The organism is Serratia sp. AXJ-M (assembly GCF_046531865.1).
GTDB lineage: Bacteria > Pseudomonadota > Gammaproteobacteria > Enterobacterales > Enterobacteriaceae > Serratia > Serratia liquefaciens.
Map to the genome: position 1 here is coordinate 435,871 of NZ_CP059394.1, position 13,576 is coordinate 449,446.

Consider the following 13,576-nt stretch of genomic DNA (forward strand, 5'->3'; position numbering starts at 1 on the left):
AGTCTTTTCTGGGGGGCCTTGTGCCCCCCGATTTGTCTGGAGAATCCATAATGGCAAAAGAATTCAGCCGCGGTCAGCGCGTGGCACAAGAGATGCAAAAAGAGATTGCTATCATTCTGCAGCGTGAAGTCAAAGATCCGCGTATCGGCATGGCTACCGTTTCTGGTGTAGAAGTTTCTCGCGATTTGGCCTATGCCAAAGTTTATGTCACCTTCCTGAACGTGTTGACCGAAAACCCGGATCCGGAACTGGTGCCAAACGGTATCAAAGCGCTGCAAGACGCTTCGGGCTACATCCGCACATTGCTGGGCAAAGCCATGCGTCTGCGTGTAGTACCTGAGCTGACCTTCGCTTACGACAACTCTCTGGTTGAAGGCATGCGCATGTCCAACCTGGTGACTAACGTAGTGAAGAACGACGCCGAACGCCGTTCCGCATCAGGCGATGACGAGGAGGCTTAATGAGTCGCCCTCGTCGCCGCGGCCGTGATATCCACGGCGTCCTGTTGCTGGACAAACCGCAGGGCCTGTCGTCTAACGACGCCCTGCAAAAAGTAAAACGCCTCTATAACGCCAACCGCGCGGGACACACCGGCGCGCTCGACCCGCTGGCGACCGGCATGCTGCCGATTTGCCTCGGTGAGGCGACCAAGTTCTCACAGTTCCTGCTCGATTCCGACAAACGCTATCGCGTTATTGCTCGACTGGGTCAGCGCACCGATACTTCGGACGCCGACGGCCAGATTGTGCAGGAACGTCCGGTGAACTTCACCCAGGCGCAGCTCGATGCGGCGCTGGACAGCTTCCGCGGCGATATCAAGCAGGTGCCTTCGATGTATTCGGCGCTGAAGTACCAGGGCAAGAAACTCTATGAGTATGCTCGTCAAGGTATCGAAGTTCCGCGCGAAGCACGCAGCATCACCGTTTACGATCTGCAGTTTATCCGCTGGGAAGGGGACGAACTGGAGCTGGAAATTCACTGTTCGAAAGGCACCTACATCCGCACCATTACCGACGACCTCGGTGAGCTGCTGGGGTGTGGCGCACATGTGATCTACCTGCGTCGTCTGCAGGTGGCGACCTATCCGATCGAAAGGATGGTCACGCTGGAACAGCTGAACGAATTGCTGGAGCAGGCACAGGCACAGGAAGTCGCGCCAGGCGAGCTGCTCGATCCTCTGCTGATGCCGATGGACAGCCCGGTGGAGAACTACCCGGAAGTGAATTTGCTGCCGGTAGTCGCGGGATACGTTAAGCAGGGGCAGCCCGTACAGGTTGCCGGTGCGCCGGCCTCGGGCATGGTACGTATCACCGAAGGTGAAGAGCGTAAATTTATCGGCGTGGGTGATATCGCCGATGACGGTCGTGTGGCGCCGCGCCGCCTGGTCGTCGAATATTTCGACTGAGGGCAGAAAACGCACTGCCTTGCGATCGCACTGCGCTAAGGGTAGAATGGCGCAGCTTATGCATTGGGTTGCTGAATTAGAGATCGGCGCCTGTATTTATTATCTATAATCTGGAGTATTACAATGTCTCTAAGTGTTGAAGCTAAAGCTAAAATCGTAGCTGATTTCGGTCGTGGTACTAACGACAGCGGTTCTTCCGAAGTTCAGGTTGCCCTGTTGACTGCGCAGATCAACCATCTGCAAGGCCACTTCTCAGAGCACAAAAAAGATCACCACAGCCGTCGTGGTCTGCTGCGTATGGTTTCTCAGCGTCGTAAGCTGCTGGACTACCTGAAGCGTAAAGATGTAGCACGTTACACCAGCCTGATCGAGCGTCTGGGTCTGCGTCGCTAATCTAGCGAGTTTCAGTGGAAAGGGGCCTATTTGGGCCCCTTTCTTCTAGGAAGCATAAGCAAATCAGGTTAATGTATTACTGATGTTTCCAAACAGGATCTTCCATTACAGAGGTTCGCGCGGCTAATGAGAGGCTTTGTCTCAGGCTTGAGATAAGGATTGTCATTAGTCGCGAGGATGTAGTGAGAAGGCAAATCGAGTCAATGGCGTGTCGAGTCGTCAATACGATTGCGCGCCTAATCTAAGGATATAATTTTGCTGACACCGATCATTCGCAAATTCCAGTATGGCCAGCATACCGTCACTATTGAGACCGGTATGATGGCTCGTCAAGCCACCGCCGCCGTGATGGTGAGCATGGATGACACCGCCGTATTCGTTACCGTAGTTGGCCAGAAAAAAGCCAAACCAGGCCAGAGCTTCTTCCCACTGACCGTTAACTATCAGGAGCGTACCTACGCTGCTGGTCGTATCCCGGGCAGTTTCTTCCGTCGTGAAGGCCGTCCGAGCGAAGGCGAAACTCTGACTTCCCGTCTGATTGACCGTCCGATCCGTCCACTGTTCCCGGACAGCTTCCTGAACGAAGTTCAGGTGATCGCGACCGTTGTTTCCGTAAACCCGCAGGTTAACCCGGACATCGTTGCGATGATCGGTGCCTCGGCAGCCCTGAGCCTGTCCGGTATTCCGTTCAATGGCCCAATCGGTGCTGCTCGCGTGGGTTACATCAACAGCCAGTACGTGCTGAACCCAACGACTGACGAGCTGAAAGAAAGCAGCCTGGACTTGGTGGTTGCCGGTACCGCAGGCGCAGTGCTGATGGTTGAATCCGAAGCTGACGTTCTGAGCGAAGATCAAATGCTGGGCGCGGTGGTCTTTGGCCACGAGCAACAGCAGATCGTTATCGAGAACATCAATTCCCTGGTTGCCGAAGCCGGCAAGCCTAAGTGGGATTGGCAGGCACCTGCAGTCAACGAAGCGCTGCACGCGCGCGTTGCAGAACTGGCAGAAGGCCGCCTGGGCGACGCTTATCACATCACCGAAAAACAAGAGCGTTACGCTCAGGTAGATGCGATCAAGAACAGCGTTGTTGAAACCCTGTTGGCACAGGACGAAACCCTGGACGCGTCTGAAATTCAGGACATCCTGGGCAGCGTTGAGAAAAACGTCGTTCGTAGCCGCGTGCTGCGTGGCGAGCCGCGTATCGACGGCCGTGAAAAAGACATGATCCGTGGTCTGGACGTGCGCACCGGCGTACTGCCGCGTACCCACGGTTCCGCACTGTTCACCCGTGGTGAAACTCAGGCTCTGGTTACTGCAACTCTGGGTACCGCACGTGATGCGCAGAACCTGGATGAGCTGATGGGCGAGAAGACCGACAGCTTCCTGTTCCACTACAACTTCCCTCCGTACTCCGTTGGTGAGACCGGGATGGTAGGTTCGCCTAAACGTCGTGAAATTGGTCACGGTCGCCTGGCGAAACGCGGCGTATTGGCTATGATGCCTAAAGCAGAAGATTTCCCGTACACGGTGCGTGTGGTTTCCGAAATCACCGAATCTAACGGTTCTTCTTCCATGGCTTCAGTCTGTGGCGCTTCTCTGGCGCTGATGGACGCTGGTGTGCCAATCAAAGCCGCCGTTGCGGGTATCGCAATGGGCCTGGTGAAAGAACAAGACAACTTTGTGGTTCTGTCCGACATTCTGGGTGACGAAGATCACCTGGGCGACATGGACTTCAAAGTAGCGGGTAGCCGTGACGGTATTACCGCGCTGCAGATGGACATTAAAATTGAAGGCATCACCCGCGAAATCATGCAGGTTGCACTGAACCAGGCCAAGGGCGCGCGTCTGCACATCCTGGGCGTGATGGAACAGGCTATCAGCACTCCGCGCGGCGATATCTCTCAGTTCGCACCACGTATTCACACTATCCGAATCAACCCGGACAAGATCAAAGACGTGATTGGTAAAGGCGGCTCTGTCATCCGTGCGTTGACCGAAGAGACCGGCACTACCATCGAAATCGAAGATGATGGTACAGTGAAAATCGCTGCTACCGACGGTGAGAAAGCGAAATTCGCTATTCGCCGCATCGAAGAGATCACTGCCGAGATCGAAGTGGGCCGTATTTACCAGGGTAAAGTTACCCGTATCGTTGATTTCGGCGCATTCGTGGCGATCGGCGGCGGTAAAGAAGGTCTGGTGCACATCTCTCAAATCGCAGACAAGCGCGTTGAGAAAGTGACCGACTATCTGCAGATGGGTCAGGAAGTACCGGTTAAGGTACTGGAAGTTGACCGTCAGGGCCGCGTGCGTCTGAGCATCAAAGAAGCGACCGCACCAGAAGCAGGTTCACCTGCGCCTGAAGCAGAATAACTGTATAGATAGATTTACAGCTCCCGGCCATGGGGTTGGGAGCTGTTCGTATCGCGCGGGTAGGATGCTTGCGTATTAGCAAACGGATGAAAGGATGTTCATCCAATGTTTGTCTTCGGGAGTGGGAAATGAAGCCTTTCTTGCGCTGGTGTTACGTTGCGACAGCACTCATGCTGGCAGGATGCAGCAACCATGATTGGCGTAAAGACGAAGTTTTGGCGATCCCGTTGCAGCCAACTCTGCAGCAGGAAGTGATCCTGGCGCGCATGGAACAAATACTTGCCAGCCGGGCACTGACGGACGATGAGCGTGCGCAGCTTTTATATGAGCGCGGTGTGCTGTATGATAGCCTCGGGCTACGTGCACTGGCGCGCAATGATTTCTCGCAAGCGCTGGCGATACGTCCTGATATGCCAGAAGTTTTCAACTACCTGGGCATTTACTTAACGCAGGCAGGCAATTTTGATGCTGCCTATGAAGCGTTTGATTCTGTACTAGAGCTTGATCCAACTTACAATTACGCGCGTTTAAACCGGGGCATCGCACTGTATTATGGCGGCCGCTTCCCGTTGGCGCAGGATGATCTGCAGGCGTTTTATCAAGACGACCCAAACGATCCCTTCCGTTCGTTGTGGCTTTATCTGGTGGAAAGAGAAATCGATCCCAAGAAGGCTGACGTAGCGCTCCAGCAGCGTTATGACAAAGCGAACCGAGGGCAATGGGGATGGAATATTGTCGAATTCTACCTGGGCAACATCAGTGAAAAAACGCTGATGGAAAGGCTCAAGGCAGATGCAACGGATAACACTTCGCTCGCTGAGCATCTCAGTGAAACTGACTTCTATTTAGGTAAGCATTACCTAAGTCTGGGGGACAAGGACACCGCTTCGGCGCTGTTCAAACTGACGGTCGCTAACAACGTTCATAACTTCGTTGAGCACCGCTATGCATTGTTGGAATTGGCGCTGTTAGGCCAAGAACAAGACGACCTATCGGAATCGGACCAGCAATAGCTGACGAACAACTATCAGCCTGATATACATTGGTTTTTTGCCAAAGTTATCGTCTTAACGGGCGAGGGCTTTTTTGTTCGTTTTATAATCTAATTTGAGCCGGTTCACACTTTTCAATGAAAATGACTGAAAATTTTCTCGACGAGTTATGTAGACTGGCTGCCATTATTAATGAGGCACGTGTACATGACTACTGAGCTTGAAACCTCTTTTGCTGACCTGGGGCTGTCTGCTCCGATCATTTCTGCCCTGACCGATCTGGGCTATGAAAAACCTTCACCGATCCAGGCTGAGTGTATTCCTCACCTGTTGAACGGCCGTGATGTGCTGGGCATGGCACAGACCGGTAGTGGTAAAACTGCAGCATTCTCGCTGCCACTGCTGCACAACCTTGACGCTTCCCTGAAAGCACCTCAGATCCTGGTGCTGGCACCGACCCGCGAACTGGCGGTTCAGGTTGCTGAAGCGATGACTGATTTCTCCAAACACATGCATGGCGTTAACGTCGTGGCCCTGTACGGCGGCCAGCGTTATGACGTGCAGCTGCGCGCTCTGCGTCAGGGCCCGCAAATCGTAGTAGGGACTCCAGGCCGTCTGCTGGACCACCTGAAGCGTGGCACCCTGAACCTCTCTAACCTGAGCGGTCTGGTGCTGGATGAAGCCGACGAAATGCTGCGCATGGGCTTTATCGAAGACGTAGAAACCATCATGGCAGAGATCCCGGCTGAACATCAGACCGCGCTGTTCTCCGCAACCATGCCGGAAGCGATCCGTCGCATTACCCGCCGCTTTATGAAAGAGCCGCAGGAAGTGCGCATCCAATCCAGCATCACTACCCGTCCGGACATCAGCCAGAGCTACTGGACTGTGCACGGCATGCGTAAAAACGAAGCGCTGGTGCGTTTCCTGGAAGCGGAAGACTTTGATGCGGCGATTATCTTCGTTCGTACCAAAAACGCGACCCTGGAAGTGGCTGAAGCGCTGGAGCGCAGCGGTTACAGCAGCGCAGCACTGAACGGCGACATGAACCAGGCACTGCGTGAGCAGACCCTGGAGCGCCTGAAAGATGGTCGTCTGGATATCCTGATCGCAACCGACGTTGCTGCTCGTGGCCTGGACGTTGAGCGTATCAGCCTGGTGGTAAACTATGACATCCCTATGGATTCAGAGTCTTACGTTCACCGTATCGGCCGTACCGGCCGTGCTGGTCGTGCCGGCCGTGCGCTGCTGTTCGTAGAAAACCGCGAACGCCGCCTGCTGCGCAACATCGAACGCACCATGAAGCTGACCATTCCAGAAGTTGAACTGCCAAACGCAGAACTGCTGGGTGAGCGTCGTCTGGCCAAGTTCGCCGCTAAAGTACAGCAACAGCTGGAAAGCAGCGATCTGGACATGTACCGCGCACTGCTGGCTAAACTGCAGCCGGAAGAAGAGTTGGAAATGGAAACCCTGGCCGCAGCACTGCTGAAAATGGCACAGGGCGAACGTCCTCTGATCTTGCCACCGGATCCCGTGTTCAAACCACGTCAGCGTCGTGAATTCAACGACCGTGACGACCGCGGCAGCGACCGTCGTCGTGACGCACGTCCAGACAGCCGTGATGGTGGCGCAGATCGCCCACGTCGCGAGCGCCGTGACGTTGGCGAAATGCAGCTGTACCGCATTGAAGTGGGCCGTGATGACGGCGTTGAAGTTCGTCATATCGTTGGCGCGATCGCTAACGAAGGTGACATCAGCAGCCGTTACATCGGTAACATCAAGCTGTTTGCTGGTCACTCGACCATCGAACTGCCAAAAGGCATGCCGGGCGAGATCCTGTCTCACTTCACCCGTACTCGTATCCTGAACAAGCCGATGAACATGCAACTGCTGGGCGATGCACAGCCGCATGAACGTCGTGAGCGTCGCGAAGGCGGTGCTGGTGCAGGTAACGGCGAGCGTCGTGGCGGTGGTCGTCCATTCAACGGCGAACGCCGTGAAGGGGCAAACCCAGGCCGTCGTTCTTTCGGTGATCGTCGTGAAGGCGGTGCTGCTGCACCTGCCGGCAACGGTGGCGAACGTCGTGGCGGTAACTTCAACCGTGACGGCCAACGCGCCCCACGTCGTGATGACGCCGCTCCGGCTGCACCACGTCGCCGTTTCGGTGATGCATAACATCTGATTTGACCGCTTGCGGTTAATCGGACTAAGAAACCAGCCTTCGGGCTGGTTTTTTTATGCCTGAAATTCACCGTTAAATGGCAGAAAATGGCGTATCATTTATAAGGTTTTTTCTTATGGATACTACGCACGGGAGATGCCATGAGTTGGCAGCAGTTCAAGTCTCAATACCTGGTGCGCTTTTGGGCACCTTTACCCGCGGTGATTGCCGCAGGGATCCTCTCTACCTACTACTTTGGTTTGACCGGTACCTTCTGGGCGGTAACCGGGGAATTTACCCGCTGGGGTGGCCATGTATTGCAGTGGTTCGGCCTGCACCCTGAGCAATGGGGCTACTTCAAGGTTATCGGCCTTGAGGGCACGCCGCTGCAGCGCATCGACGGCAGGATGATCATCGGCATGTTCGCTGGCTGTATCGCTGCCGCACTGTGGGCCAATAACATCAAGCTGCGCCAGCCACAGCACCGCATTCGCATTGTGCAGGCGCTGTTGGGCGGCATTATCGCCGGCTTCGGTGCCCGTCTGGCGATGGGCTGCAACCTGGCGGCGTTCTTTACCGGTATTCCTCAGTTCTCGCTGCACGCCTGGTTCTTCGCACTGGCGACCGCTGCTGGCTCCTACTTTGGCGCCAAATTTACCCTGTTGCCGATGTTTCGCATCCCGGTGAAATTACAGAAGGTAAAAGCCGCCGCCCCGTTGACGCAAAAGCCGGAGCAGGCGCGCCGCCGCTTCCGTTTGGGCATGGTGATTTTCTGTCTGTCGGTAGCCTGGTCACTTTGGACGCTGTTCGATGCGCCGAAGCTGGGTATCGCCATGCTGTTCGGTATCGGTTTTGGCCTGCTGATTGAGCGTGCGCAGATCTGCTTCACCTCAGCCTTCCGCGATTTATGGATCACCGGTCGCACCCACATGGCGAAAGCGATCATTATCGGCATGGCGGTGAGCGCCATCGGCATTTTCAGCTATGTGCAGTTGGGTGTCGCGCCGAAAATCATGTGGGCCGGCCCCAATGCGGTTCTGGGCGGCCTGCTGTTTGGTTTCGGCATCGTGCTGGCCGGCGGCTGTGAAACCGGCTGGATGTACCGTGCGGTGGAAGGACAGGTGCACTATTGGTGGGTGGGGCTGGGTAACATCATCGGCGCGACCCTGCTGGCTTACTACTGGGATGACCTGGCCCCGGCGCTGGCCACAGATTACGACAAGATCAACCTGCTGGATACTTTCGGGCCGATCGGCGGCCTGCTGGTGACTTACCTGCTGCTGGCGTTGGCGTTTGCCGCCATGCTGTGGTGGGAGAAACGTTTTTTCCGCGCCAAACCCGATGCGCAGGTGGTTAATTTGAGGAGTGTGTCATGAAGCAAGCGGCGATAGTGCCAGATTATCGGTTGGATATGCTGGGTGAACCTTGTCCGTATCCGGCAGTGGCCACGCTGGAGGCGATGCCACAGTTGAAGCCGGGCGAGATCCTGGAAGTGATCAGCGACTGCCCGCAGTCGATCAACAACATTCCACTCGACGCGCGGAATCACGGTTACAAAGTGTTGGATATTCAGCAGGACGGGCCAACCATCCGCTATCTTATCCAGCGTTAACCGACGTGGGGCAGCGGTGTGCTGCCCCATTTTTGCATGGCGGACGTTGAGGGAAATGATTGCCCTGCGGCCCGCCGTTGACTTACCCTTTCGCCAGCGTGTCTTTTACTCCGGCGACAATCTCAAACGAATGCAACCGTGCCTGATGGTCAAAGATCTGGCCGTTAACCATGATCTCATCCGCACCGGTTTCGTTGAGCAACGTTTGCAGCCCGTGACGCACGGTATTTTCGTTACCGATGATCGACATGCGCAGTGCCTGATCAACCCCGTACTGTTCCCCGGCGGTCCATAGCGCGTGGATATTGTCCACCGGCGCCGGCAGTGGGCCTGGCGAACCACGACGCAGGTTGATGAACTGCTGCTGCATCGACGTAAACAGGAAGCGCGCATCGGCATCGCTGTCGGCGGCCACCACGTTGACGCACACCATCGCATGCGGCTGCTGGCACTGCTCGGAAGCTTTGAAGTTATCACGATACAACTTCAGCGCCTGGAACAGCATCTCCGGTGCAAAGTGAGAGGCGAAGGCGAACGGCAGGCCAAGCTGTGCCGCCAACTGCGCGCTGTACAAACTGGAACCGAGCAGCCAGAGAGGGACATGCAATCCTTGACCGGGTACCGCCTGAACCGGCTGGCCCGGTTGTGCATCGCAGAAGTAATGTTGCAGTTCCTGCACGTCGCGGGGGAAGTTATCCACCTCGCCGGACAGATGGCGGCGCAGTGCCATCATGGTGCGTTGATCGGTACCGGGTGCACGGCCGAGGCCCAAATCGATACGCCCGGGGTACAAAGACTCCAGCGTACCGAACTGCTCGGCGATCACCAGCGGCGCATGGTTAGGCAGCATCACGCCACCGGAACCAAGGCGAATGGTTTGGGTACCCGCGGCCAGATAACCCAGCAGTACCGAGGTGGCGGCACTGCCGATGCCGGTCATGTTGTGATGCTCTGCCAACCAATAGCGTTGATAACCCCATTTTTCGGCATGTTGTGCTAAATCTAAAGAAGCGTGAAACGCATCACGTGGTTTGGCCCCTTGTGGGATAGGGGATAAATCCAGTACCGAAACCGGTACCGCAGTTTTTTCAGTCATGGCATCGTCCATCAAAAGGTGATCGCTTAAAGGGCGATTGCAGAAGTCTGCAAACTACAAAGCATAATGTGCTTTTAGTGTTAAAAGCATAATCCAATTTATAGTTATAAAAGAGGATATATGTGCTCGGAATATCCTTATGAGTAAAATGGTTTTTTTGGGAGTTTATTGAGATATGGACATGATGATTTCACCTGCCGCTTATTGCTCAGGGAGCTGAGAGAATGAAAAAAAAGACGTTGTTTACCCTACTGTTGATGGTGGTGGCGATCGCCATGGCGATATTGTTCCGCGCGCATAATCAGGATTTGTTGTTGCAGGGCGAAGTGGATGCGCCTGAGGTGATTGTGGCTTCCAAGGCTAAGGGACGAGTGATTGAACGTCTGGTGGAGCGTGGGGACGACGTGCAGGCAGGGCAAGTGATGATTCATCTCGACAGCCCGGAACTGATGGCGCAACTGCGTTCCGCGCAGGCGTCGCGCGATGAGGCCAAAGCGCAGCTCGAGCAGTCGCTACACGGCACGCGTGAAGAAAGCATCCGCAACCTGCGCGCCAACCTGGCGCAGTCCGAAGCGCAATATCGCAACGCGCAAAACGACTACAACCGCAACCTGAGCGTGGCCGGTAAAGGTTATATTTCGAAATCTGAATTGGACGCTTCACGCCGCGCGCGCGATACCGCTTTCCAACAGGTGCAGGCGGCCAAAGCCAACCTGGACGAAGGGATTAACGGCGACCGTGTCGAATTACGGCAACAGTACGCTGCGGCACTGCGAGCAGCGGAAGAAAACTTGCTGCAGGTGAAAGCCCAGACGGACGACTTGCAGGTATTAGCTCCGGTGACCGGCGAAGTTGGGCCAATACCGGCAGAAGTGGGCGAGTTGTTGAATGCGGGTAGCCCATTGCTGACGCTGATCCGCATACCGGACGCTTATTTCGTGTTTAACCTGCGTGAAGATATTTTGGCTCACGTGCGGAAGGGCGACAAAGTCCAGATGCGGGTACCGGCACTGAAGGACAAAATGATCGAGGCGGAAGTGCGTTATATCGCCCCGCTGGGCGACTACGCCACCAAACGCGCCACCCGAGCTACCGGTGACTTCGATCTGAAAACGTTTGAAGTGCGCCTGTATCCGTCACAGCCGGTAGACGGCCTGCGCCCAGGGATGAGCAGCTTATGGCTATGGAAAGAGTAAGGGCCGGCTGGCGCTGCTTCAGTCATGCGTTTGGCAACGAGTGTCGGCTTGCCTTCCGCAGCCCGGTGGTGCATTGGCTGAGCTGGATCTTCCCGCTGATCCTGTTTGGTCTGATCAGCAGTAACTTTTCGGAAGGGACCTTGCTCGATCTGCCGGTGTCGGTAGTGGACAGCGATCACAGCCCGCTATCCAAATCGCTGACGCGCCGTCTGGATGCCGGTTCGCACGCCCACGTCGAGGCTTACCCCGGTGGGCTGCAAGAATCGCTGCATCGCCTGCGTAGCGCGCAGGATTATGCGCTGCTGTATGTGCCGCCGGATTTTGAGGCCAACGCGTTGGCTGGCAAACAGCCGAGCGTGGTGATGTACTACAATGCGCTGTTTTACGGTGCGGGGCTGTATTCCACCCAGGACTTCAGCGGCCTGATGACCGAAATCAACGCCAGCTACCGCAGCATCATCGCCGGCGAGATGGGCAAAACATTGCCGCCCCTGGCGGACGTGACGCTTTCCTACGGCAGTTTATTCAACGCCAGCGGCAGCTATATTTATTATCAACAGTTTGCCGCCACCATCCACCTGCTGCAGCTGTTCGTAGTGACCTGCATGATTTACGTGTTGGCACGCAGTAAATCCTTGTTGAAGGCGCGGCCGTTCAGCCTGGCGCTGCTCGGCAAGTTGGCGCCGTACACCTTATGTTTCACCAGCTTGCTGATGGTTGAAATTGCCGCGCTGGTGGGCATTTTTGACGCCCGCGTCAGCGGCAATCCGCTGTTCATGCTGATGATTGGTTTCTTCTACGTGATGGCGGCGCAGAGCATTGGCCTGCTGCTGTTTACCTTTACCAGCAGCACCATCACCGCCTACAGCCTGATCGCCATTTTGGTGAGTATTGCGCTGACCTTTTCGGGCATGGCGGTGCCGGAACTGTCGATGCCGCTGCCGGCGCGCATTATTTCTAATATTGAGCCGTTAACTCATGCGTTGTACGCCATGTTTGACGTATTCCTGCGGCAAGTCCCTGCCAGCGCCATCTTCAGCGTCTGTGCGTTGCTGTCGATTTATCCGCTGGTGACCGCACTGCTGGTGCGTAACCGGCTGTTGGCGCGGCTGTTAAAAGAAGGGGGGGCAGGATGAAACTTTATTGGCAAACCTTCGTCCGGGTGCTGCTCGGCATGCTGGAGCGGCCGATGTGGCTGATGTTGATCCTGTCGTTGTGCGTCATGAGCATGGTCTATGCCAACCGCACGGTATGGGATCTGCCGGTGGGCGTCATCGATCAGGACCACAGCACCGCCAGTCGCCAGCTGATCCGTCAACTGGACGCCACCTCCAAAATCGCTATTGAAACCTACGACAGTCTTGAGCAGGCGCAGCGAGATCTTGGCTGGCGCAAGCTGTTCGCGGTGATCATCATGCCGGTGGATCTGGAGAAGAAGATCCTGAGCGGCCAGAATATCGTGGTGCCGGTGTATGGCGATGCGACCAACCGCCTGGCCAACGGGCAGATCCAGCAGGATGTGGTGGCGGCTTATCAGCAGTTGCTGACCCAGTACAACAACGGCCTGCTGTTACGCAGCGGTTTCAGCGAACGCCAGGCGCAGGTGATCCTGACGCCGATCGTCGGACAGACGTTGGATGTGTTCAACCCGGGCATCAGCTTTGCGGCGATCATCTTCCCCGGCCTGCTGGTGATGCTGTTGCAGCACTCGCTGTTGATTGCCTGCGTGCGCGTCAGCATTGCCATGAAGAGCATGCCCGGGGGTAAAGCGCCGCTGGCGGCGCATCTGGGGGGGCTGACGGCGTTGCTGCCGATCTGGCTGTTCCTGTCGATCGTGCTGTTTGTGTTGTGGCCATGGGTGCTGGGCTATCGGCAAACGGCGGGCATTGCGGAAATTCTGCTGCTGACCTTCCCGTTCTTACTGGCGGTGTTGGGGTTGGGCAAGCTGGTGACCGAGTGCCTGCGCAGCGTCGAAATGATCTACCTGACGCTGGCGTTTATTACGACGCCGATATTTTATCTTTCGGGCACCATCTGGCCGCTGCAGGCGATGCCTGGCTGGGTGCGGGCGATTTCCTACAGCATTCCCTCCACCTGGGCAACCAAGGCCGTTGCGGGGGTTAACCAGATGGGGTTGTCGCTGAACGAAGTGTGGGGGGACGTGGCGATGCTGCTGGTGCTGGGGATTGTTTACACCCTGTTGGGCTTCGGCGTGGGTTTCGTACGCAACAGCGTCGCGCTGCGCAGTATGTTCCGCAAACGGCAGGTTAATTAACGTTCCAGCAAGGGAGCCCCACCATTTCCTTGACCCTTAACAAGGTGGACAGATGCGCTGTCTCGCATAATCA

The 13,576-nt window shown here is 56.0% G+C and carries 13 protein-coding genes; 12 read left to right on the forward strand and 1 reads right to left on the reverse strand.

Annotated features, from left to right (window positions below; translation table 11 throughout):
* Positions 1–50: 50 nt before the first annotated feature.
* From rbfA to yedF, 9 genes are all read left to right on the forward strand, one after another.
* Entirely contained in the window at positions 51–461 is a 411-nt protein-coding gene (gene rbfA / locus H0S68_RS02045) for a 30S ribosome-binding factor RbfA (protein WP_020824954.1), read from the forward strand.
* Entirely contained in the window at positions 461–1,405 is a 945-nt protein-coding gene (gene truB / locus H0S68_RS02050; RefSeq protein WP_020824955.1) for a tRNA pseudouridine(55) synthase TruB, read from the forward strand. Before rbfA ends, truB begins: the two co-directional genes overlap by 1 nt.
* Positions 1,406–1,528: 123 nt before the next feature.
* Positions 1,529–1,798, forward strand: a complete 270-nt coding sequence (gene rpsO, locus H0S68_RS02055; RefSeq protein WP_012004950.1) for a 30S ribosomal protein S15 — start codon at positions 1,529–1,531, stop codon at positions 1,796–1,798.
* A gap of 255 nt (positions 1,799–2,053) precedes the next feature.
* Positions 2,054–4,171 (forward strand): polyribonucleotide nucleotidyltransferase, encoded by a 2,118-nt coding sequence (gene pnp, locus H0S68_RS02060; protein WP_020824956.1) that lies wholly within the window; start codon positions 2,054–2,056, stop codon positions 4,169–4,171.
* A gap of 128 nt (positions 4,172–4,299) precedes the next feature.
* Positions 4,300–5,184 (forward strand): lipoprotein NlpI, encoded by an 885-nt coding sequence (gene nlpI / locus H0S68_RS02065; protein WP_012004952.1) that lies wholly within the window; start codon positions 4,300–4,302, stop codon positions 5,182–5,184.
* Positions 5,185–5,306: 122 nt separating this feature from the next.
* Positions 5,307–5,381: a protein YrbN gene (gene yrbN / locus H0S68_RS02070; protein WP_223499600.1), complete on the forward strand. Its 75-nt coding sequence runs from the start codon at positions 5,307–5,309 to the stop codon at positions 5,379–5,381.
* Entirely contained in the window at positions 5,371–7,338 is a 1,968-nt protein-coding gene (locus H0S68_RS02075) for a DEAD/DEAH family ATP-dependent RNA helicase (RefSeq protein WP_020824957.1), read from the forward strand. Before yrbN ends, H0S68_RS02075 begins: the two co-directional genes overlap by 11 nt.
* A gap of 147 nt (positions 7,339–7,485) precedes the next feature.
* Complete coding sequence (yedE, locus tag H0S68_RS02080) at positions 7,486–8,700, forward strand: selenium metabolism membrane protein YedE/FdhT (protein WP_046374648.1); 1,215 nt, start codon at positions 7,486–7,488, stop codon at positions 8,698–8,700.
* Complete coding sequence (yedF, locus tag H0S68_RS02085; protein WP_004952879.1) at positions 8,697–8,936, forward strand: sulfurtransferase-like selenium metabolism protein YedF; 240 nt, start codon at positions 8,697–8,699, stop codon at positions 8,934–8,936. The genes yedE and yedF overlap by 4 nt, the downstream gene beginning before the upstream one ends.
* Before the next feature lie 82 nt (positions 8,937–9,018).
* Here yedF and H0S68_RS02090 read toward each other — a convergent pair whose 3' ends face one another.
* Positions 9,019–10,032, reverse strand: coding sequence for a luciferase-like monooxygenase (locus tag H0S68_RS02090; protein ID WP_170868569.1), 1,014 nt, complete (start codon positions 10,030–10,032; stop codon positions 9,019–9,021).
* Between the two features lie 224 nt (positions 10,033–10,256).
* Here H0S68_RS02090 and H0S68_RS02095 point away from each other — a divergent pair, with 224 nt between their 5' ends.
* From H0S68_RS02095 to H0S68_RS02105, 3 genes are read left to right on the forward strand one after another with little or no spacing between them, the layout of a single operon-like run.
* On the forward strand, positions 10,257–11,228 hold the full coding sequence (locus tag H0S68_RS02095) for an HlyD family secretion protein (protein ID WP_020824960.1): 972 nt from the start codon (positions 10,257–10,259) through the stop codon (positions 11,226–11,228).
* The gene (locus tag H0S68_RS02100; protein WP_020824961.1) at positions 11,210–12,364 is read left to right on the forward strand and encodes an ABC transporter permease; all 1,155 of its coding nucleotides are present in this window, start codon (positions 11,210–11,212) and stop codon (positions 12,362–12,364) included. Before H0S68_RS02095 ends, H0S68_RS02100 begins: the two co-directional genes overlap by 19 nt.
* Positions 12,361–13,503, forward strand: coding sequence for an ABC transporter permease (locus tag H0S68_RS02105; RefSeq protein WP_020824962.1), 1,143 nt, complete (start codon positions 12,361–12,363; stop codon positions 13,501–13,503). Before H0S68_RS02100 ends, H0S68_RS02105 begins: the two co-directional genes overlap by 4 nt.
* Positions 13,504–13,576: the final 73 nt, after the last annotated feature.